This is a genomic window from Mucilaginibacter lappiensis (assembly GCF_900155965.1).
GTDB lineage: Bacteria > Bacteroidota > Bacteroidia > Sphingobacteriales > Sphingobacteriaceae > Mucilaginibacter > Mucilaginibacter lappiensis.
In genome coordinates this window covers 18737-41347 of sequence record NZ_FTMG01000017.1, presented here as the reverse complement: position 1 = coordinate 41347, position 22611 = coordinate 18737, and the positions used below count along the sequence as shown (strand labels likewise).

The following is a 22611-nucleotide window of genomic DNA, read 5'->3' as shown; positions in this document are numbered from 1 at the left end:
TTAGTTAGTGGGGTTATACATTAATTCTTTTAAAGGAGGTACATCGTACTTGTCCTTTATTTCGTGTAGTTGCACAACGATGCCTTTGGTGTAGGCGTTATGCTTGTAATTGTGAATGATCTCGATCACATCCGGGTCAATATACCTGGAATTGGAGCCATCAATGATCACATCTGTGCCTTTGGGTAAGCTGGTTAGCGTAACTTGTATGGCAGCTTTATTTAAGAAGGATACTTCCTCCGCAAGCTTTATCCTGACCACCTTTTTATCGCCATTGCGGTCGATCTGGTAGAAATATGGGTTGCGTAAATTAGTACGCAGGATATAAAATATCCCTACCAGCATACCGATGCCCACACCTATCAGCAGGTCGGTTAATACCACTGCTACTATAGTGACTACAAACGGGATAAACTGGTTCAACCCTAACTGCCACATATGCTTAAACAGGCCGATGCGGGTTAGTTTATAACCGGTCATGAGCAGTATAGCTGCCAGGCACGATAACGGGATAAGATTGATGAGGAACGGGATGCAAAGCAAGGATACCAGCAGGAGCAAACCGTGGGTTATACTACTCATTTTGGTACGGGCACCGGCATTTACGTTGGCCGATGAACGAACAATTACGGCTGTCATAGGCAAACCGCCTAATAAACCACTGGTAATATTACCAATTCCCTGGGCCACCAGTTCGCGGTTGGTGGGTGATATACGCTTTATCGGATCGATCTTATCAACAGCTTCCAGGCTAAGCAAGGTCTCTAAACTGGCTACCACAGCTATGGTAAACGCCGTTATCCAAACCTGTTTGTTACCAATGTCACCAAAATTCGGCGATTTAAACAAACCGAAAAATTCGGCGCTGCTGTTTACAATAGGTATGCGTACAAACTGCTTATCCAATAAGGCAAAACCGGTTCCGGCAAATGCGGCGCTCAGACCAATACCCGTCAAAACAACCAGCAACGGGGCTGGTACTACAGCCAGTTTTTTAAACTTGGGCCAATAGATAAGCAATAGGATGGAAACCCCAGCAATGATCACCGCTCCATAGTTGATCCGGGCAACCGCTCTTAATATTCCTGAAAAAGTATTGTGCTCGTCTGTCTGGCTAAAGCGTTCATCACCTTCAAAGTCGGCATCATAACCAACAGCGTGTGGAAACTGCTTCATGATCAGGATAATACCTATAGCCGCAAGCATACCCTCAATTACCGAAGAGGGGAAGTAGTTGGCTATAGTACCTGCTTTTAATATACCCAAAAGCATTTGGAAAACACCGGCCAGCACAATAGCAAGCAAAAAAGTTTCGTATGAGCCAAGTGTAGTTATGGCATTTAATACAATAACGGTTAAACCGGCAGCTGGTCCGGCCACACTCAGCTGCGACCCACTTAGTGTGCCTACAACTATACCGCCAATAATGCCTGTTAATACACCGGCAAACAGCGGAGCGCCGGATGCCAGGGCAATACCCAAACATAAAGGCAGCGCCACCAGGAATACAACAATACTCGACGGAAGATCCTTCTTTAAGTTTTTGGGTAAGAAATATTTTTTCAGGTTGAGATTGCCCACAGCAAAGCCACCTTGCTTATCTTGCATAAGATCGATAATTGGAATGAAAACATCGTCCTGACAGATGATCAGGATAATAAATTCATCATCGTTAATAAATTGTTTTGATAAAATTTAAATGAATTGTAAAGCGTTAACATCCGGATAGGGAAGTATCCGGTTAATCATTTAAACGTTGGGTGGAGGCGTGGGAACAACAGGGTGATATGCCTGTTTGTACAGATGATCTTCCTGGTTATGGAGTACATTGTTTTCTACAACAAATGTAATATAGGATACACTGTGCAGATAGTAATCATCAAAGGCTTTTTTCTCCTTAAAAGCATCCTTGTCCGGATTTTCTTTTTCGGTTTTAGATTCCTGCTCAAGTTGTAATATAACCGCTCTTACAGTTTTGTTATCAAGATACAAAAACGCAGGAGCAAGTGATATGGCCATCTTTATCATAAAGACACCCATAAACATTACTACTATCAGCGTTTTGAAATTCCTGATCCTCATTACTACAAATATACAAAAATACAGTTCTTAAAACGTGGGGAATATGGTTTTAGTCTAATCTTACAATTTAATTACTATTTTTAATCTATTACAAACAACCTGAATTGTGAAATATCATGATTGCTTATAAGGGAGCCGACAATGTATACTGGTTATTTAGTTCTTCAGCTCAGGCAATTGCAGCCTTTATAGGATTTCTGGCAGCAGGTTTCTTCTTTTCTTATGATTTGATGGATAAGCAAGTTGAAAAAGATGAAACCCTGGAAGTAATTTATGTTGATATTAAAAACCAATACTTTAAAAGATTAAAAGCCTTATTTATTCTTACCGGCTTCTCCATATTATTAAGCTTAGGCGTAGTTTTTATCAATGGTTATGATTTTGGTATCTACAATTTAGTAATAGCCATCATTGTAGGGCTGGTAAATGTAGTAACCGTTGTATGGGCAATTACTTTTGTTATTTTTATTATCGATCCTGATAAGGTCAAGAAAACAGTCGAAAAATTGATCAAAGAAGACGGAGGTGTTTTTGAACCTACACAAGGGGTTTCTTTAACGCGTGCTAAGTTTTTAGAGAGCTTCACCGAGTTGGAAACGTTATTAAGAGATTTAGCAAAGAAATACAAACTAGAAGCATTTGGCCGTTTTCGGGACTTTATGCCACTTGGGCAAATTATCAGGTCTTTATACGAAAGAGGGGCCATTACCCGGGAATCATTACGAGAGTTGAGCGAAATGAATAAAATTAGAAACCTGGTGGCTCATGGTGAAATAAATAATATCGAGCAGCGAATTGGCGATACTTTGAACAAGGTAAGGGCTGAGATTAAATCGAAAATACAAGGTAATTAATTCATTGTCATAATTTGCCCTTAATTTGTCGCTTTTGCCCCTGTTCGCAGTTGATTAATGCGTGTATGTTTGTATTATAAATCAAAGCAACAAGCATTATGGCAACTCAAATTTTTATAAATCTGGCTGTTAAAGATCTCAACAGATCTATCCAATTTTTCACCAGCCTGGGTTATAGTTTTAATCCGCAGTTTACGAATGAGCAGGGTGGGCCTTGGTTATCAGTGATAATATATTTTTTATGCTGTTAACCGAGCCCTTTTTTAAATCATTTATTAAAAAGGAGATAGCTGATACTACCAAAGTAAATGAAAGCATCCATTGCATTTCGTTAGACAGCCGCGAAGCAGTTGATGAGATAGTGCGTAAGGCCGTAGCGGCTGGAGCCACAGCAGTGGTGAGCGATATACAAGATTATGGCTGGATGTATAACCATGGTTTTGAGGATCTTGACGGCCACCTATGGGAGTTTTCGTATATAGATGCCAGTGCTATACCCAAACAGATGTAAGATTGCAAAAAGAATGAGAAGCCATCCCATAGAGGATGGCTTTTTTTGTGTTTTTTAATAATAATATGATGTAAATTATTATTTATATTATTGATTTTAAGTTATTTATATTTTTTTTTATTTTAAGTTATATTTAAATATAATTTATTATGTATATGAATTTATTAATGTATTTTCGCCAAATTTTATATTATAAATAAATATTATTAGTAAATTATGTTAAAAAATCTAAACTTAAAAGTTTTAGCTGCAGGTAGCGTTATTGCATTAACGTCAATTGTGGCAAGTTGTAAAAAGGACATTACACGCGTAACCGGAACGGATAATACGACTTCAAAATTAACCACACGATCTGCCGGGGATAATAAGTATGATCTACTAGGCTTTGGCTACGATGTAACCGGCGAATATGCCAGTTCAAATTCATCTACCTTTAGAGTGATAGATGTAGATAAACTGGTACATGATGCGCCTGACTTGTATACTACCGACGTTAATGTTAATACTACTTTTCAATATTTTGCAGGTGGTAATGCAGAGGAGTATTCTAAAAGTCTGGCTACGTCTATTACGTTAACCAATGGTGTCGGGCCATTGTTTAAATCAACATTTACAGCGGCCTTTCATGAAAATAGTACTATTTCGTCCAAATACTCTTATGCAAGTACTTCTGAACTCATTAGACAGAAAAGACTAAAATTTAGCGCTCCATCGTCCCTGCTTAAGTCAACATATTTAACTGCCCAGTTTACCGCCGATGTTAATAGTATGACAGCGCAGCAGTTAGTGGCAAAGTATGGTACGCATGTTTTAACGGATATCATTTTAGGAGCAAAGCTCAGCGTTTATTATCGGTCTGAATCAAGTAGTTCAAATAAAGCAATGGGTGTAAAAGCTGGTATGAGTTATAATGCTTTGTTTAAATCATTTAACCTTTCTGCTGATATGGATTATTCAACTAGTGATATTAATTCAAATTACAATCAATCCATGTATTACACTACAGTAGGTGGAGATGGCACTAAAGGACTTATTGCCGGCCCCATTAGTTTGGATAATACTTCGCCTAAAGTAGATATCAATAACTGGCAGAGTAGCTGTACACGTGATAATGCAGCATTTATACAGTTTGGCAGCAAAGATAGCCTCATCCCACTTTATGACCTAATTAGTGATGCCAGTAAGCAACAGGCTGTAAAAGATTATATCGCTCAGTACCTTGTTAATAACCAGGTAACGGTAACTCCAGAACCAGTTCAGGGTAGCGGATTACCAGCCGATTGGGCATCAAGAGCCAAACTGATATCAACTCCTATACCAGCTGATGCCATTCACACGGGGGCGCTTCCGATCTTATCTTCGAACGGAACCAATACATTATATTCTCAAAATGGTGTATACAAACTTGTTTTGCAAAGTGATGGTAATCTTGTTTTGTATAATTCCGGAGGCGTAGGCTTATGGAACAGTAAAACTAACTCAACTGCAAGTGGTTGGACTTACAGGTTATATTATGCTGCCGATGGAAACCTTATATTGAAGAAAGTTACGAGTGCTGGAAATGAACAAGATATTTGGGCTTCATATACAGAGGCACGTGGTGGAACTGCTGGATTAGAAAATGCGCGCAGAGCCTATATGTTGGTGCAAAATGATGGTAACGTAGCCTTATATTATAATGGATTAGACGGTGGCCAATATTCATTAGAGTATTCGACTGGTACAGATGGAGGCAAGAGAAGCCAAAGAGCAGGAAGCTTTAAATAATTAGAATATCATCTTATTGAATTTCTATAACAGTAAAGGCCGGTTTAAACTGGCCTTTACTGTAGATATATTATTGTAAAGGAATAGAAGTTAGAGGAGTTATTTCTTTAATTGGCTGGGGCTAATTAAAAGTATTATCAGTTTTTTTTACTACCTGCCGCCTTGGTTATTTTATGGATTCTATGCTTTTCAGAATAGCCGAAACAATAGTACCGATACTCTAACGCATTATTAAAGATAAACTTTTAAACAAAAAAACACCATCCGAAACCGGATGGTGTTTTTTTATGTTGTCCCACACCTTTCAGTGGGCCGGTCGTCTATCAAACTTTGATCTCAACTTCAACACCGCTAGGCAATTCAAGCTTCATCAGGGCATCTACAGTTTTTGAATTAGAGCTGTAAATGTCTAATAAGCGCTTGTATGAGCATAATTGAAATTGCTCACGTGCTTTTTTGTTTACGTGGGGTGAACGTAATACGGTGAAAATTTTCTTTTCGGTTGGTAACGGAAGTGGTCCGCTAACTACAGCGCCTGTTGGCTTTACTGTTTTTACGATTTTCTCGGCAGATTTATCTACCAGGTTGTAATCGTAAGATTTTAATTTGATCCTGATTCTTTGGCTCATTGTTGTTTTTGATTTTAACCACCCTAAGAGCTATTTATTAGGGTAATTGATTTATTATTTAAGATTACACCGATAATCTGTGAAATCACAAAAAGATCGGTGTAATCAAAGATTTATTTACGCGTTAGCAGCAGCTTTTTTGCCTTTTACTTTGGCAACTACTTCTTCCTGTACGTTACGTGGCGCTTCAGCATAGTGATCAAACTCCATGGTTGAAGTAGCACGGCCTGAAGTGATAGTACGTAACTGGGTTACATAACCAAACATTTCTGAAAGTGGTACAGTAGCTTTAATTACCTGTGCACCTGCACGTGAATCCATACCTAAAAGCTGGCCACGACGACGGTTCATGTCACCGATAACATCACCCATGTTTTCTTCAGGGGTAAGGATCTCGATTTTCATGATCGGCTCAAGCAATACTGGTTTACATTTTGGCAATGCCTCACGGTAAGCCATTTTTGCAGCTAACTCGAAAGATAGTGCATCTGAATCGACCGCGTGGAACGAACCATCAATTAACCTTACTTTTAAGCTGGTTAGCGGGAACCCTGCTAATACACCATTATCCATTGATGCTTTAAAGCCTTTTTCAACAGATGGGATAAACTCACGAGGGATTGAACCACCGCTAATTTCGTTCACAAACTGTAAACCCTCTTTGCCTTCATCGTTTGGAGAAAGGATAACCTGGATATCAGCAAATTTACCACGACCACCTGTTTGTTTCTTGTAAGTTTCACGGTGTTGAACTGTACCTGTAATTGCTTCTTTGTAAGCAACTTGTGGCGCACCCTGGTTAACTTCTACTTTAAACTCACGTTTTAAGCGGTCCATGATAATATCCAAGTGAAGCTCGCCCATACCTGAAATTACAGTCTGGCCGGTTTCTTCGTCTGATTTTACGTGGAAAGTTGGATCTTCTTCGGATAATTTACCTAAAGCTATACCTAATTTATCTACGTCAGCCTGTGTTTTAGGCTCAATAGCTAAACCGATAACCGGCTCAGGGAAGTTCATTGACTCCAGAATGATCGGGTGTTTCTCGTCGCAAAGGGTATCACCTGTTTTAATATCCTTAAAGCCTACTACCGCAGCAATATCACCAGCACCTACGTTAGGGATTGGGTTTTGCTTGTTAGCATGCATCTGGAATATACGGGAGATACGCTCTTTGTTGTCAGAACGCATGTTATGCACATATGAACCAGCCTCTAAATTACCTGAGTATACGCGGATAAAACACAAACGGCCTACGAAAGGATCGGTTGCAATTTTAAACGCTAAAGCTGCGAACGGCTCTTTTTCTGATGGTTTACGCAAAATTTCTACACCTGTATCAGGATGATGACCTATAATACCTTCAACATCCATTGGCGATGGCAATAATTCCATCACGTAATCAAGCATAGTTTGTACACCCTTGTTTTTGAATGATGAACCGCAAACCATAGGAACAATTTTAGCATCTAAAACAGCTTTACGTAAAGCGTCAAGCACTTCGCGTTCAGTGATGGTTTCAGGAGCGTCAAAGAATTTTTCCATCAGGCTTTCGTCATACTCAGCTACTGATTCCAATAATTTCTCTCTCCACTCGGTTGCTTCCTCAATCATATCCTCCGGAATCGGCACTTCAGTAAAGGTCATACCTTTATCATGCTCATTCCAAACAATACCTCTCCAGTTAATTAAATCAACAACTCCTGTAAATTTCTCTTCAGCACCAATGGGTAACTGTAAAGGTACAGCGTTGCTGCCTAACATACTTTTCACCTGTTTTACAACATTCAAAAAGTCGGCACCAGAACGGTCCATTTTATTAACGAAACCTATACGGGCAACGTTATAGTTATTGGCAAGCCTCCAGTTGGTTTCTGATTGTGGTTCAACACCATCAACCGCGCTAAAAAGGAATACTAAACCATCTAATACACGCAGTGAGCGGTTTACCTCAACGGTAAAATCCACGTGACCTGGTGTATCAATAATGTTGATATGATATTTGTGTCCTCTGTAATTCCAATCTACAGTTGTAGCTGCAGATGTGATAGTAATACCGCGTTCCTGCTCTTGCGCCATCCAGTCCATGGTTGCAGCACCTTCGTGCACTTCACCAATTTTGTGGCTTACGCCCGAGTAATAAAGGATACGCTCCGTAGTAGTAGTTTTACCGGCATCAATGTGAGCGGCAATACCTATGTTTCTTGTATATCTTAGATCTCTTGACATTTTATTTACTTTGTGATTTCACTGATTTATTTAATAATTACACCGATTTGTTAATGATTAACTTATAAAAGTACAATCATACTAAACCGGTGTAATCTCAATATATAATCGGTGTAATCCTTTCTATATCGGTGTAATCTTTTTATAATTAGAATCTAAAGTGTGAGAACGCTTTGTTGGCTTCAGCCATTTTGTGCGTATCTTCTTTTTTCTTCACTGCTGCGCCTTCACCTTTAGCTGCTGATATGATCTCACCGGCTAATTTCTCCATCATGGTTTTTTCACCACGACGACGGGCATAGCTGATCAGCCATTTCATACCTAAAGCTATTTTACGCTCCGGACGAACTTCTGTAGGTACCTGGAAGTTAGCACCACCTACACGGCGGCTTTTTACTTCAACAGCAGGCATTACATTGTTTAAAGCCTTTTTCCAGGTCTCTAAACCGCTTTCGCTGGTTTTTTTCTCAACAATATCAACTGCGTTGTAAAAGATAGAGTACGCGGTAGATTTTTTACCATCATACATCATGTTATTTACAAACCTTGTTACCAGGGTATCATTGAACCTTGGATCAGGAAGGATAATTCTCTTTTTTGGTTTTGACTTTCTCATTGCTATCTATCCTCCTTAATTATTTCTTTTTACCTTTTGCAGGGGCTGCAGCAGCTTGACCTGGTTTAGGGCGTTTAGTACCATATTTAGAACGACGTTGGTTACGACCGGCTACACCTGATGTATCTAATGCACCACGGATGATGTGGTAACGTACACCTGGTAAATCCTTAACACGACCACCGCGGATCAACACGATGGAGTGCTCCTGTAAGTTGTGACCTTCACCTGGGATGTAAGCATTTACTTCTTTTCCGTTGGTTAAGCGCACACGGGCAACTTTACGCATTGCTGAGTTTGGTTTCTTAGGGGTAGTGGTATACACACGGGTGCATACGCCTCTTCGCTGTGGACAGCTGTCCAACGCTGGTGACTTACTCTTGTCAACCAGAGCTACTCTACCTTTTCTAACTAATTGCTGAATAGTAGGCATTTTTCCTTTTTTGTATTTACTGTTTTATCCTTATTTTAAGGACTGCAAAGGTAGCTACTATTTTTTGATTTTCAAGGGGTTGGGTGAAAAAGTTTTTGTAATAGGTTGATGTAGTGTGGGTGCGGGGTGTGAGAGCCGGATTTTTAAGTGGGTTTTATAGTAGGATTGAGAGCTAAATTATTTATTACCAGAGTGCTGTGGTAAGTGGATAGGGATCATTAAGATATTGCCCTGGCTATTGAAGAGGCTGTTGTTTTCTTTGACGAGTTCATCATAATTAAGGGCCGGTTTTTTCGGGTCGCGTTTATAAAATCCTTGTATACGGTTGGAGCTATAATACAACGTTTTTCCATCAGCCGAAATACAGGGTGAAGAATTAGCATCGCCATTATTAACAGCTGCACCTAGCTTTTGAGCCTGGCCCCAGTTGTTGTTTTGTTTAAAACTAATGTAGATATCGTTACCGCTTAAAAAAGCAAGGTAGCTTTCGTCTGGAGCGATAAAGGGGTCTTGTATTTCGCTTACACCCGGAATAATAAGTTGCTGGGGTTTATCATAATGATTGCCCAGCCACTTAGTATAAAAACTTTGCATACCGGTAAGTTCTTTACGACGCGAGCAATAAAAAAGTGTACCCTTTGCGCTTACCGAGGGAGCATAATTGCCAATGCCGGTTAAATTGATAGCCGAATCAAGGAGTTGAGGTGTATCCCAATCATCATCTGTCAGGTGGTTGGCATACCAGATATGCTCTATCTGTTGTGCTTTGTCCTGGGGTTTATCTTTTAGTGGACGGTTGGATATAAAGAAGATCTTTTTTCCATCGGGTGTCACGAAGGGATCGGTATCCCTGAATTTACCCGAAAATGAAGCAACCTGTGGTGGCATCCATTTCCCGTTCTGCTGTTTCGAAAAAATGATGGTCCAGTAAATACTTCCCATGCTGGAGTAAACGGTTTGGCCATCGGGCGTAAAGGTTGTTGACCACTCATAATTTGGGGTGGATATTACGCCTGGCGCAAAAACCTGGGGCATAATGCCTGTATCTATAATGTTTGTTTGTCCATAACTGAAAGAGTATATAGCACATAAGGCAATCAGGATCAAATAACCAGCGGCAGTGCTGGCATTTAAACCCTCTTTAACGGGTAAAATTCTTTTCATAAAAAAACGGCTTGTTATAATAAAGCTTGCAATAAGTTTTTTATAAAAGAATCTTTTTCAATACATGGGCAACTGTTTTTAATAGCTGTGGTTTATTATTCAATGGCTTGCAATATCAATCGGCAAATTGATCATCCAGCACTACCTTATCACTATTACCCAATTTTATATTCTTTATCTCGCCGGAGCCTTCAAAGGCGATACAGATACCGGCAATTTGAGTAATGGTTTGGGTGATGGGTTTTGTAAATATGAGTTTGTTATTTAGATACACACTTAACTTCATATTCCTAACCTCGCATTTGAGTTTTTGAAAGCTGCCGAAATCGCAACCAAAAGCGCTCAGGTCGTGGTCTTTACCCGATACCCAATCGGAAGAGGTGTATATATCGAGGTCCGAAATACAACCTTTATCAGCCAGGGGAATAATGATGGCGTTTTGTTTACCTAAAATATACAGGATAATTTTGCGGCAGGATGATTCATCTACCCGCGAGGTGTTACGCAGCGTGGTTTCTAAAGTAAAATTACCACCCTCCAGACCGTTAAATTCCCCCACGTTGTAAAAACTGAGCCATTGATCATTAAAAACTGGTGATGATAATTTTAAGGCCAGTGTTTTACTGTCGAGGCCCATGCCGCCGGGCTGATGGATATCCTTATCGGCCAGATAAATCGGATTGTTGTTTCGTCTGATAATACCCATCCACCCGTGGGTTTTTATAAATACCGGGCTCTCTTTTTTTATCTGCCCGTTGGCTATCAACTTTGCTGTAAAATAACCGGGATAATAATAGATAGAGGTATGCTGCCGCCCGCTGGTAGCCAGTTTTTCTACCCTGCTTGGGTCCCAGGTTTGCTGTAGGGTTACGCTATCTATATTTAAAGCCGATGCATCATAATCAAACACAACAGAATTGGGCAGGCCGTCGGTCACTTTTCTGCTCGAGAATTTAACCACACCATTTAAATTGGGTTTGACTGTCTTTTTAGGGCTTGCGTTCCAGGCGGCCAAAAACCCTAACGCCGCAATAACTAACGCCACGGCAAGCTTAGCTATATCATGCTTTTTTTGTTTAACGCCAACCTGAGTAACAGGTAGACTATCAGATTTTTGATTGGTTTGTATGTTTTTTTTGTAGGTACGCCAGTCCTCGGACCCAGCAAAGCGTGCCATGGTATTTAGCGTCGCCGTAGTAGGTGAGCTGTTGTATTTAACCCGTCCCCAGATACGTTTAAGGGTGGTGATGCTTAGCAGGGTACCCGTTTTTTGAAATATAAGTTCGCCCAGTTTTTCAAAATCATGATCACTCCAGGACGAGCTTTTGCCCCAATCCAGTGATTTTTCTACCGTTTTGCACCAGGTATTAATATATGGAGCCTCTTCCTGCATGGTTTATGACCGTGAATGTGATTGAATGTAATTGAATATGGGTTTATGCCAATACAATTTCACCTTTAGCTAAAATACTCATAAAGATGAAAAATAAACTTAATCCACACAAAATTAAACCATTAATTACAAGTATGCTCTGCCTGTTTCTATTAAATACTGTGGGCATGGCCCAGGTAAAAAGCGGCAAGGGCAAAACCATCAATATTCCCTTTGAAGCGAGCCGTTGGGATACCATTAAGCAGCACGCAGAATTTTTGACCTACAAAAATGTAAAAGCCATGAAAATAGTTCGGGGCAAAAACGGCAATAACCAGGTGATATTAAAGGATTTTAATTTTACTAATGGTACCATTGAGTTTGATACGCAGCCCGTTGATGGCAGCAAGCCCTCGTTCATGAGTGTATACTTCAGGCAACAAAACCCCAGCGAAAGCGAAATAGTTTATTTGCGTACCCGGCCCGATGAAAGCCTGCAGCGGAATGATGGCATCCAATATGCACCTATACTGCATGGTATAAACATGTGGAACATATATAACCAGTTCCAGGGGCCAGCACCTATTCGTAACGATGACTGGAACCATTTTAAACTGGTTATATCAGGCTTGCAGATGAAGGTATACCTTAATAATATGGAACGGCCGGTGCTGTACATTCCGCGTCTGGAGGGGGAAAGCCATGCGGGTACAATAGCCTTTGACGGGCCAGGCTACTTCGCTAATCTCACCATAAAACCTAATGAAACGGAAGGTCTATCACCGGAAGAAGGGGCAGACCTGACCAATCATGATATCAATTACATCCGCCGTTGGGATGTATCGGCCTCTCAATTCCTGGAAAACGGACGGGAACTCATTATTAAAGACCTGCCGACAGATACCACCAAATGGAAGCCCATATTGACCGAGCGGAGAGGGCTGATTAACCTTACCCGTGTGTTTGGAGGGGTGGAGAACCGCTACGGTGGCGTGCAGGATAAGAATCGTTATGTATGGCTTAAAACTATCATACACTCTACCAAAGAACAAATTGCCAGGATTCAGTTGGGTTTTAGCAACGAGGTATATGTATTTATTAACCGCGGGTTGCTTTATGTAGATAAGAACCAATACCCAGAGCCTATCCGGAAATACCCAGATGGCAGGCTGGATATTGCTAACTCCGCTTTTGATATCCCGCTTAAAGCGGGCGATAACGAACTGATTATTGGGGTATCTAACTACTTTTATGGCTGGGGTATTGTTGCCCGTATGCAAACTATGGATGGTCTAACGGTTTTGCAGCAGTAAAAAACAAAAAAAGAGCGGTGATTACTCACCGCCCTTTCCATCATTAATCAAAACAAACTCACCTTTAGCACTTTCTTTAATAACCACGATCATGATGATCGCCGCGGTTATAACCGTTGTCATAACCGTTATTATAATACCGGTCATGATGATAACGGCGGTTTCCGTATCCTTCACGTACCATGCAACCAGAGGTTACTGATACTATTGCTGTTAATAACAGCATATATGCAAACAAATTCTTTTTCATGGTGATAGTCATTAATGTGGCTGTCTAACTAACAGGCATTACACAAGTTTGACTGGATTAAAATGGAAAGGATTAATAGGAGGGTATAGGGTGGTAGAGAATGGTATTGGTATGACATATCCAGTTATACTTGTTTTGCTTGCTACTCCAATTATCAGCAATAGGACGGTTTGGCTAAAGCCTATAAATACTTCTTTTATCTGTCCCATAAATGGGACGGCAATGAATTGAAGATCAGAAGAGCAATTGATTGCTCCGCATTGCCGTTGGTTTTAACCAACAGACTACAGGTGAACAGTTTTGGGCTTTAGCCCAAATAACAACCTCCCAAATAACAAAAAAGAGCGGAACACTCACGTACCGCTCTTTCATCATTTATCAAAACTTACTCACTTAATCAACTTCAATCATTAATAACCACGATAATGGTTATAATATCCATGGTGATAGTATCCACCTTCGCGTACCACGCAACCTGAGGTTACTGATACAATTGCTGCTAATAAAAACATATATGCAAAAAATCTCTTTTTCATGATGATCGTATTTAAAGTTTTATCTATCTAATTAAAAACGTATACCTATGTGACTTGATAAAAATGAAAAGGATTAATGGGAGGGCGATAATGTATACTACTTAGATGAAAAGTATTAATTCAGCTTAACTTTTTTGGAGAATTTCAAAGCAGGTTTTTCGATCAGTACATAAAAAACGTATGCGAAAATAATGCTGATCAGTATAGCAGTTACGCATAAAAATGCCTGGTTTGACACATAAGTTTTTATAAACCTCAAATAAAGAGGCATCGCGATGGTATGGGTTAAATACAGCGAATACGATATGTTGCCCAAGAACAAAAATAAAGCGGGTACCTTTTTATCGAGCAAAAGGATAGTTAAACCTGTAGCTGCAGGGATGAACCCCGTTAATATGGATACCTTAAAAGCTACAACAGTACAAAATGCCATTAAGCATATCACCGCTGTTTTTAGACTAATCTTTTTGATAAAATATTGAAATACGATATAACCAGCTGCAAAATCATACAAATAGGTAAATATCAGTTCGCGTATGTTTACTTTTAATAACAGGCATATTAAACTTATCAGTACGAATATCAAAATAGATACCAGGGGTTTAAGCCGCATAAGCAGCGGGAAGAATAACCCTAACAAAATGTAATATTGAAATTCGATGCACAGTGTCCAGAAGATGTTGTTGTACCACTGGTAATCTTTAAATAATGGTATCAGGTAAAAAATATGTAAAACCAAACGACTGATATCAAAATGCCACGATACCCCTCCTAATAAAAATAATAGCCCGATGGTTGCCCAATAAGGCGGATCTATCCGGATGCTTCTTTTTAAAAGGAAATTGGGAAATGCTTTTATCGTATAATTCTTTTGACTTAAGGAATAAGGCAGCACAAAACCCGAAATAACAAAAAACATAGAGACTCCCAACTGCCCACTAAAAAACAATCGTGTCATAAACTGACTATACTGTGCCCCATTGGCTAAATAAAAATGCACAAAACATACACCCAAAGCCGCTATACCCCTTAACAGTACAATGCTTTCAATTTGGTTTTGCTTTTTGAACATGACCAAATATCACATAATTATGTATGGTTATGAAACGGGGAAGGGATATAAAAATAGGGAAGATACGCAGAACTGGACCTTACACCAATCCCATGCTCTCGCGGTATTCCTGCTGAATGATGAGCAGGCAGCTGGCGCACAGGCATCCGTCGTACAGTTCGCTTACGTACTGCACCTCGTTAAGGCTGAGCTGCACGGTACTGCACTGGCACTTGCTGAATGAATTGGCTTTACATTCAAAAGGTGCCTCGCAGCGTTCGCAACGGATGATCTCGTGTTTGGTCATTTTATTAGTCCATGGACGATAGTCAATAGACCATGGTTTTTACTGAGCGAAAGTAGATAAAGTTGAGATAAATAATAAAATATCAATGTCATTAATAAAAAAAGTCCATGAACTATAGCTTTTATGGCTATGGTCCATGGACTATCGTCTATCGACTAATTAAACCTTATGCAGAGCAGGTTACGCAACCTTCTTCCATTGAGCAGCTTGGGCCTTCTGGAACATTGTCTGCCAATTGTTCAACCACTTCTGGTATTACAGGCTCCATGTTTGAACCGCCCTGGTTTTCAACCGTGAATTTAACAGCTTGCGACGCAGCTTGTGTACGCAGGTAGTACATGCCGGTTTTTAAACCTTTTTTCCATGCGTAGAAGTGCATTGAGGTTAATTTCGAAGCGTTTGGCGAGTTGATGAACAGGTTTAATGATTGCGACTGGCAAACATAAGCACCCCTGTCGGCAGCCATATCAATGATATTACGCATCTTGATCTCCCAAACGGTTTTGTACAGTTCTTTAACATCGGCCGGTATTTCGGCAATATCCTGGATAGATCCGTTGGCGCTGATGATCTTATCTTTCATAGCCGGAGTCCATAAGCCCAGGTTAACCAAGTCACGAAGTAAGTATTTGTTTACCACGATGAACTCACCACTCAATACACGACGGGTGTAGATGTTAGAAGTATATGGTTCAAAGCACTCGTTGTTACCCAATATTTGCGAGGTCGACGCGGTTGGCATTGGCGCAACCAGCAATGAATTACGTACACCATGTTTCATCACATCCTTACGAAGGGTTTTCCAATCCCAACGGGTGCTGGCGGGCTCTACGTTCCAAAGGTCAAACTGGAATTTACCTTTTGACAATGGCGAACCCTGGAAAGTTTGATACGGACCTTCGGCAATGGCCAGGTCTTTTGAAGCCGTCATGGCAGCAAAGTAAATGGTTTCGAAGATCTCTTTGTTCAATTGTTTAGCTTCGTCGCTTTCAAACGGCATACGCAGCTGTATAAAAGTATCGGCCAAACCTTGTACACCTAAACCAATAGGGCGGTGACGCAGGTTTGAGTATTCTGCTTCGGCAACAGGGTAGTAGTTGCCATCAATGATACGGTTAAGGTTAATGGTAGCCTGGTAGGTTACATCATATAATTTCTGATGATCAAAAGCGCCGTCAATAACGTACCGTGGCAATGCTAACGAAGCCAGGTTACAAACGGCTATCTCATTAGCATCGGTATACTCCATAATTTCGGTACAAAGGTTTGAACTTTTGATAGTACCTAAATTTTGCTGGTTCGATTTGCTGTTGGCAGCATCTTTATATAACAGGTATGGTGTACCGGTTTCAACCTGGGCATCCAATACGGCAAACCACAGATCCTGCGCTTTGATCACTTTACGGGCGCGACCTTCTTTTTCGTACCGGGTGTATAATGCAACAAATTCGGCGCCAAAGCAATCTGCTAAACCCGGTGCTTCGTGCGGGCAGAATAAGCTCCAATCCTCGTTGGCTTCAACACGCTCCATAAACAAGTCAGATACCCAAAGGGCGTAGAACAAGTCGCGGGCACGCATTTCTTCTTTACCATGGTTTTTACGCAGGTCAAGAAATTCGAATATATCGGCATGCCAAGGCTCTAAATAAATAGCGAAAGCACCTTTACGTTTGCCACCACCCTGGTCAACATAACGGGCGGTATCATTAAACACACGCAGCATTGGTATTATACCGTTGCTGGTACCGTTTGTACCGCTGATGTACGAGCCTGTAGCCCTTACATTGTGAATGCTTAAACCGATACCACCAGCGCTCTGCGAAATTTTGGCGGTTTGTTTTAAAGTATCATATATACCATCAATGCTGTCATCTTTCATGGTTAACAGGAAGCATGAAGACATTTGTGGTTTTGGTGTGCCTGCGTTGAACAGTGTAGGAGTAGCGTGGGTAAACCAGCGTTCGCTCATTAAATGGTAGGTTTTAATGGCGCTTTCAATATCGGCTTTGTGGATACCAACCGATACACGCATAAACAAGTGCTGCGGACGCTCGGCTATTTTACCGTTGATCTTTAACAGGTATGATTTCTCCAAAGTTTTAAAACCGAAGTAATCAAAACCAAAATCACGGTCGTAAATAATGGTACTGTCCAGCAGTTCGGCGTTGGCTTCGATAACTTCCCAAACATCATCGGCAATAAGAGAAGCATCTTTGCCGGTTTTGGGATCGATATATTCATGCAGTAAACGCATGGTTTCAGAGAACGACTTGATGGTATTTTTATGCAGATTGGATACCGCAATACGCGAAGCCAGCAAAGCATAATCGGGATGCTTGGTGGTTAACGACGCCGCCGTTTCTGCAGCCAGGTTATCCAGCTCGGAGGTAGTAACCCCGTCAAACAAACCTTCAATTACTTTTTTGGCCACATCAATGGGGTCAACCAGGTTAAACCCATAGCACAGTTTTTCTATACGTGCTGTGATCTTGTCGAATTTTACCGACTCTTTTCTACCGTCTCTTTTTACTACAAGCATATTAGTGAGTTGTGAATGGTGAGTAGTTAATGTTAATTTTGTTAATTGATCTTGATTGAATTAATAAGGGCACTTAGATATTTAAAACACTTAACCAATATCTCGCCAAGTGTGCTTAAACTATCAGTTGAACAATATCCTAAATCTAAAGCTACATCGAATGCAGCGTCGACTTCGATAATTGATCCTCTGGCTATCTCATAATACCTTTTTCTTTCAGTATCAGATTTTCTTGAGCTTCCTTCCGCCAGATTTAAGTGGACAGAAAGGGCTGCTCGTTTTATTTGTTGTGTTAGAATAAATTTTTCTTCATTAGGAAATTGGGTAACGGCAACGTAACATTCTTTTACAAACTGCCTGGTAACAGCGTATGCATCTAATTTTGTATGCCCTAATTGTAAAAACATGTTTGTGTTATTGCTTAATACTCACTATTGCCAACTAACCATTCACTAATTAAAAATCCTCGTCCAATGAAAATGCCTTACTTTCGGCATTGTTCATTACGCCGCTTTTCTGATAGTCGCCTACGCGTTTTTCAAAGAAATTGGTTTTGCCTTGCAGGGATATCATCTCCATAAAGTCAAATGGATTGCTTGCGCCATAATGTTTTTCGTAACCCAGTTCGCCCAACCATCTGTCGGCCACAAACTCAATATACTGGCTCATCATTTTGGCGTTCATACCAATCAGGTTCACCGGCAGGGCATCGGTCACAAATTCTTTTTCTATCTCTACCGCGTCGGTAATGATCTTGACAACCTGCTCGGCAGGTAGCCTGTTTTGCAGCATTTTGTATAAAAGGCAGGCAAATTCGCAATGTGAACCTTCATCGCGCGATATCAGTTCATTACTGAAAGTAAGCCCTGGCATCAGGCCACGTTTTTTAAGCCAGAATATAGAGCAAAAGCTGCCCGAAAAGAAAATGCCTTCTACAGCGGCAAAAGCCACCAGGCGCTCGGCAAAATTGCCATCATTTATCCAGCGTAATGCCCACTCTGCTTTTTTGCCTACACATGGTACGGTATCAATGGCATGAAACAGGCGGTCTTTTTCGGCCGGGTCTTTTATATAAGTATCAATAAGCAGGGCATAGGTTTCGGAGTGGATGTTTTCCATCATGATCTGGAAACCGTAAAAACAACGGGCTTCGGGTAATTGCACCTCGCTCATGAAGTTTACGGCCAGGTTCTCGTTCACAATGCCATCACTTGCCGCGAAAAAGGCCAGGATGTGCGAGATGAAATGGCGTTCACCATCATTCAGGTTTTCCCAGTGTTTCATATCGTCCGACAGGTCGATCTCCTCGGCCGTCCAAAAACTGGCTTCGGCCTTTTTGTACATTTCCCAAATAGCAGGATATTTAATCGGCAGAATTACAAACCTGTCCTTGTTTTCTTTGAGTAATATTTCATCTTCCTGTTTCATATGATACCTTTTTTATTGTTCCTTTTTATTACTTCAAGCAATCAGACACGAAAGCCACCCCAGTTTTTCAATTAGGGAGTTTGGATATTTGCGTTTGGCCTGACCAATCACAGGTTTTATTATGTAACGTACTGACAGCTAAGTTCTTGTATTTTGGATGGGGAATACATCCGGCTGTCTTTTGAATACTTTTTGCGAACCTTGTTCAACAAAGTTAATGTTTGAAACCCCAAGTTTTTAATGATAGTTTTACACAAACACCCGAGTTATTAACACTTTAAGACCCCTGCCCAACAAAAGAAAAAATTAATGAACTTGATTACAGTCGGTTAAAAAATGTGAGTGAAATTTGCTGCCCATATATTTGCAGAAAACGATAATTTAACATTAAGAATTAGTTGACTTAACACCGACAATTATTGCGAATTGTATAACGGCTTTGCTAAGCATCAATTGCAATTTTGAAATTGACCCGGAAAACTGCCCGGCTTTACAATTGTGGAAAACGAAATATCCCAGCAAGTCAATTACCTGCCGGGATATTCTTGAAAGTTTTAATTATTTTTTTACGTCATCGGCCGATACAAATTTCATCGATACCGAATTAACACAATGGCGCACATTTTTTGGTGTGAGGTATTCCCCCTCAAACACGTGACCCAAATGGGCACCACAATTGGCACATACAATTTCTACACGGCGTCCGTCGGCATCTGGTACCCTTTTAACAGCTCCGGGTATTTCATCATCAAAACTTGGCCAGCCGCAGTGCGATTCAAATTTTGATTCGGATGTATACAGCGGCGTGTCGCAGCGTTTACAAACATATAGGCCCTGGGCCTTATTGTCCAGCAAAGCCCCGGTAAATGGTCTTTCGGTTCCTTTATGCAATATTACCCATTCTTCATCGGGTGTTAACTGATTATATTCCATGTTTTAATTAGTGATTTAGTGAGTTATTGAATTGTCAATTCATTATTGATTGAAATCGCTTTCCCTCTACTTAAAGATACGGAATTTTCCTGGTATGGATTGTCTGCTGGGGGCTTGTTTACACTGGTTTGACATGGGGATTTGGGTGTGCGGATGTGCAGATATCAGATATGCAGTTGGGGAAACAGAAGTATAAAAAGTTGTCATCCTGAACGGAGTGAAGGATCTATTGTTGAATATGCAAATAGCAGAATAGATGCTTCACTCCGTTCAGCATGACAAAAGATATTTTATCAGCAAGAAAAAAACAAAAAATGTCATCTCGAACGAGGTACGAGGAGAGATCTTCTGCGCCGGAACTTATCGTGCGCAAAAGACCGCTCATCATTGTTCGGGATGATAGGGGACAGAATAATAACCCTGGCTCATTTTTATTGATTGTTATATTGCTCGTCTGTCACCTGCTCCATCCAGTCAACAGGCGAACCATTTTGCTTTTCCTGGATGGCGATGTGGCTGAGCGCCGTAGTAGCCGTAGCTCCATGCCAATGTTTTTCGCCCGGTGCAAACCAAACCACATCTCCGGGGTGAACGTTTTCTATCGGTCCTCCTTTGCGCTGCACCCAGCCCGCGCCTGCGGTAATAATCAAAGTTTGACCAAGCGGATGCGTATGCCATGCCGTGCGGGCTCCCGGTTCAAAGGTTACCTGTGCCATAGCTACACGTGCAGGCTCCGGTGGGTTGAAAAGCGGGTCAATACGTACTGTTCCGGTAAAATATTCTGCGGGGCCTTTACCCGACGGTTGTGAGCCGCTGCGTTTAATTTCCATAAAATGATCTCCTTAAATATTAATAGTATACAATAATTCATTCATTAGTGTTTTAGGTAGCACAAAGGTACAGCCACAAACGGGCCGCGGGCTAATGAATATGAAACAGAACAACAAAAAAATCCCGGCCAAACCTGGCCGGGATTTTAAATATGATTTTCCTGTTCCCTCTTCAGGGGGTTAGGGGATTAAGCTAATTTAGCCAACTCTTCAGCCATGGCAGCACCAATTTCGGCAGGTGATGCTACTACGCGGATACCACACTCAGCCATAATTTTCATTTTAGCAGCGGCAGTATCATCAGCACCACCAACAATGGCACCGGCATGACCCATACGGCGTCCCGGAGGGGCAGTTTGACCTGCAATAAAACCTACTACAGGTTTAGTACCGTTTGCTTTGATCCAATGTGCAGCTTCGGCTTCCATGCCACCGCCAATTTCGCCAATCATGATGATGCCATGCGTGTCTGGATCGTTCATCAATAATTCTACAGCCTCTTTAGTAGGTGTACCAATGATCGGGTCGCCACCAATACCAATAGCGGTAGTGATACCTAAACCAGCTTTAACCACCTGGTCAACAGCTTCGTAAGTTAAAGTTCCTGATTTAGAAACTACGCCCACATGACCTTTTTTGAAGATAAAGCCTGGCATAATGCCAATTTTGCTTTCGTCGGCAGTAATAATGCCCGGGCAGTTAGGGCCAATAAGGCGTGAATCCTTATCGCTTAAATATTCTTTTACCTCGATCATATCCTTAGTCGGGATACCTTCGGTGATACAAACAATAACCTTAATACCAGCTTCGGCAGCTTCCATAATGGCATCAGCACCAAAAGCCGGAGGTACAAAAATGATAGATACATCGGCACCTGTAGCAGTAACCGCGTCTTTAACAGTATTAAAAACCGGCCTGTCCAGATGTTGCTGACCGCCTTTACCCGGTGTAACACCCCCAACCAATTGGGTACCATAAGCAATCATTTGCTCCGCATGGTAAGTACCTTCTTTACCTGTGAAACCCTGTACAATAACTTTAGAATTTTTATTTACGAGAACACTCATTGGCTTTTTTCGTTTAGTACGGCAAAGCTAAAGTTATTGACAATAAAGTCAAATTAAATTTAGTCGCCCAAACCGCTCATGCTGTAATAATTTTATTTGTTAACATAAAGTTGACTTTTGGATTATCGGAAATAGCTTGCCGAAGTGGATTGACGGCCCCGGTTTCTATATCACGTTTAAAAGACGTTCTGGTTCTCTACACTGCGTTATTTATTATAGTAATACAGTTTGTATTCAAATATTTTTCACTGCCTTTAACTCCTAAAATTCATTTGACGCCGCTGGTTATGGCTATGACCTCATTTATGGTTAGATTTTGGTACTTAGTGTAAAATTGTATATTCCTTAATGTCGTTTATCTGATTCAAATTATCGGACAAAATCAACAACTTTCAAATTGATCTTAGTGTTTTTACGCGTTTTTTGATTTTTTGATAAAATCGGAGGGTTCGGGGAATTAATTATTTTGGGTATTGGTAAAACGTATTATTAAATGTTTTTTAGATTAAATTGTGTTTAAAAATTATAAAATGATGTAAAATCATTGATTTTTAATGATATATGTATATGTTATTTTGATATTTTAAGTGTTATTGTTGTTGTTTATGGAGTTTTTTGTGGGAAAATGAATGTGTTATTGTTATGAATGAGTCGAAATTGTTTTGTAATTGATAGATTTTAATAAATAATAATATATTTT

The 22611-nt window shown here is 40.6% G+C and carries 23 protein-coding genes; 5 read left to right on the top strand and 18 right to left on the bottom strand.

The genetic code is table 11. The annotated features are described in order from the left end of the window. Both BW976_RS24070 and BW976_RS24065 read right to left on the bottom strand, forming a co-directional pair. On the bottom strand, positions 1 to 1608 hold the full coding sequence (locus tag BW976_RS24070; RefSeq protein ID WP_084192338.1) for a SulP family inorganic anion transporter: 1608 nt from the start codon (positions 1606 to 1608) through the stop codon (positions 1 to 3). Between the two features lie 141 nt (positions 1609 to 1749). Beyond that, positions 1750 to 2019, bottom strand: a complete 270-nt coding sequence (locus BW976_RS24065; protein WP_139332415.1) for a hypothetical protein — start codon at positions 2017 to 2019, stop codon at positions 1750 to 1752. Between the two features lie 179 nt (positions 2020 to 2198). Between BW976_RS24065 and BW976_RS24060 the strand changes: the two genes are divergently transcribed. From BW976_RS24060 to BW976_RS24050, 4 genes are all read left to right on the top strand, one after another. Then, complete coding sequence (locus BW976_RS24060; RefSeq protein WP_076377349.1) at positions 2199 to 2936, top strand: hypothetical protein; 738 nt, start codon at positions 2199 to 2201, stop codon at positions 2934 to 2936. 98 nt (positions 2937 to 3034) lie between these two features. After that, positions 3035 to 3187, top strand: coding sequence for a VOC family protein (locus tag BW976_RS30110; RefSeq protein WP_394333032.1), 153 nt, complete (start codon positions 3035 to 3037; stop codon positions 3185 to 3187). Further along, positions 3178 to 3447, top strand: a complete 270-nt coding sequence (locus tag BW976_RS24055; protein ID WP_245834779.1) for a VOC family protein — start codon at positions 3178 to 3180, stop codon at positions 3445 to 3447. The genes BW976_RS30110 and BW976_RS24055 overlap by 10 nt, the downstream gene beginning before the upstream one ends. 216 nt (positions 3448 to 3663) lie before the next feature. After that, positions 3664 to 5214, top strand: coding sequence for an MAC/perforin domain-containing protein (locus BW976_RS24050; protein WP_076377347.1), 1551 nt, complete (start codon positions 3664 to 3666; stop codon positions 5212 to 5214). 323 nt (positions 5215 to 5537) lie between these two features. Here the strand turns inward: BW976_RS24050 and rpsJ are convergent, their stop codons facing one another. The 6 genes from rpsJ to BW976_RS24020 all read right to left on the bottom strand — a co-directional run bounded on the left by rpsJ (position 5538) and on the right by BW976_RS24020 (position 11678). After that, a complete protein-coding gene (gene rpsJ / locus BW976_RS24045; protein ID WP_022830652.1) occupies positions 5538 to 5843 on the bottom strand; it encodes a 30S ribosomal protein S10 in 306 nt (101 codons plus the stop codon). 117 nt (positions 5844 to 5960) lie between these two features. Beyond that, positions 5961 to 8072: an elongation factor G gene (fusA, locus tag BW976_RS24040; protein ID WP_076377345.1), complete on the bottom strand. Its 2112-nt coding sequence runs from the start codon at positions 8070 to 8072 to the stop codon at positions 5961 to 5963. A gap of 148 nt (positions 8073 to 8220) precedes the next feature. Continuing rightward, positions 8221 to 8688 (bottom strand): 30S ribosomal protein S7, encoded by a 468-nt coding sequence (gene rpsG, locus BW976_RS24035; protein ID WP_076377343.1) that lies wholly within the window; start codon positions 8686 to 8688, stop codon positions 8221 to 8223. 19 nt (positions 8689 to 8707) lie between these two features. Continuing rightward, positions 8708 to 9121 (bottom strand): 30S ribosomal protein S12, encoded by a 414-nt coding sequence (gene rpsL, locus BW976_RS24030; protein WP_002993550.1) that lies wholly within the window; start codon positions 9119 to 9121, stop codon positions 8708 to 8710. A gap of 177 nt (positions 9122 to 9298) precedes the next feature. Further along, positions 9299 to 10285 carry a TolB-like translocation protein gene (locus BW976_RS24025; RefSeq protein WP_076377341.1) on the bottom strand — a complete coding sequence of 329 codons (987 nt, stop codon included), beginning with the start codon at positions 10283 to 10285 and terminating at the stop codon, positions 9299 to 9301. 115 nt (positions 10286 to 10400) lie between these two features. Further along, a complete protein-coding gene (locus BW976_RS24020; RefSeq protein WP_076377339.1) occupies positions 10401 to 11678 on the bottom strand; it encodes a hypothetical protein in 1278 nt (425 codons plus the stop codon). Positions 11679 to 11764: 86 nt separating this feature from the next. Between BW976_RS24020 and BW976_RS24015 the strand changes: the two genes are divergently transcribed. Further along, the gene (locus BW976_RS24015; RefSeq protein WP_076377337.1) at positions 11765 to 12970 is read left to right on the top strand and encodes a LamG domain-containing protein; all 1206 of its coding nucleotides are present in this window, start codon (positions 11765 to 11767) and stop codon (positions 12968 to 12970) included. Positions 12971 to 13046: 76 nt separating this feature from the next. Here BW976_RS24015 and BW976_RS29550 read toward each other — a convergent pair whose 3' ends face one another. The 10 genes from BW976_RS29550 to sucD all read right to left on the bottom strand — a co-directional run bounded on the left by BW976_RS29550 (position 13047) and on the right by sucD (position 21911). Next, positions 13047 to 13220: a hypothetical protein gene (locus tag BW976_RS29550; RefSeq protein ID WP_175614172.1), complete on the bottom strand. Its 174-nt coding sequence runs from the start codon at positions 13218 to 13220 to the stop codon at positions 13047 to 13049. A 410-nt stretch (positions 13221 to 13630) separates the two neighbouring features. After that, positions 13631 to 13756: a hypothetical protein gene (locus tag BW976_RS29920; protein WP_260170875.1), complete on the bottom strand. Its 126-nt coding sequence runs from the start codon at positions 13754 to 13756 to the stop codon at positions 13631 to 13633. A 115-nt stretch (positions 13757 to 13871) separates the two neighbouring features. Continuing rightward, entirely contained in the window at positions 13872 to 14828 is a 957-nt protein-coding gene (locus BW976_RS24010; RefSeq protein ID WP_076377335.1) for an acyltransferase family protein, read from the bottom strand. Between the two features lie 79 nt (positions 14829 to 14907). Next, entirely contained in the window at positions 14908 to 15114 is a 207-nt protein-coding gene (locus BW976_RS24005; protein WP_076377333.1) for a cysteine-rich CWC family protein, read from the bottom strand. 166 nt (positions 15115 to 15280) lie between these two features. Next, on the bottom strand, positions 15281 to 17653 hold the full coding sequence (locus BW976_RS24000; protein WP_076377331.1) for a ribonucleoside-diphosphate reductase subunit alpha: 2373 nt from the start codon (positions 17651 to 17653) through the stop codon (positions 15281 to 15283). A 41-nt stretch (positions 17654 to 17694) separates the two neighbouring features. After that, positions 17695 to 18060 (bottom strand): four helix bundle protein, encoded by a 366-nt coding sequence (locus BW976_RS23995; protein WP_076377329.1) that lies wholly within the window; start codon positions 18058 to 18060, stop codon positions 17695 to 17697. A 49-nt stretch (positions 18061 to 18109) separates the two neighbouring features. After that, on the bottom strand, positions 18110 to 19081 hold the full coding sequence (locus BW976_RS23990; RefSeq protein ID WP_076377327.1) for a ribonucleoside-diphosphate reductase small subunit: 972 nt from the start codon (positions 19079 to 19081) through the stop codon (positions 18110 to 18112). 558 nt (positions 19082 to 19639) lie between these two features. Further along, the gene (locus BW976_RS23985) at positions 19640 to 20014 is read right to left on the bottom strand and encodes a methionine-R-sulfoxide reductase (protein WP_076377325.1); all 375 of its coding nucleotides are present in this window, start codon (positions 20012 to 20014) and stop codon (positions 19640 to 19642) included. A 431-nt stretch (positions 20015 to 20445) separates the two neighbouring features. Then, entirely contained in the window at positions 20446 to 20844 is a 399-nt protein-coding gene (locus BW976_RS23980; RefSeq protein ID WP_076377323.1) for a (R)-mandelonitrile lyase, read from the bottom strand. Between the two features lie 188 nt (positions 20845 to 21032). Continuing rightward, positions 21033 to 21911, bottom strand: a complete 879-nt coding sequence (gene sucD, locus BW976_RS23975; protein WP_076377321.1) for a succinate--CoA ligase subunit alpha — start codon at positions 21909 to 21911, stop codon at positions 21033 to 21035. Positions 21912 to 22611 lie beyond the last annotated feature (700 nt).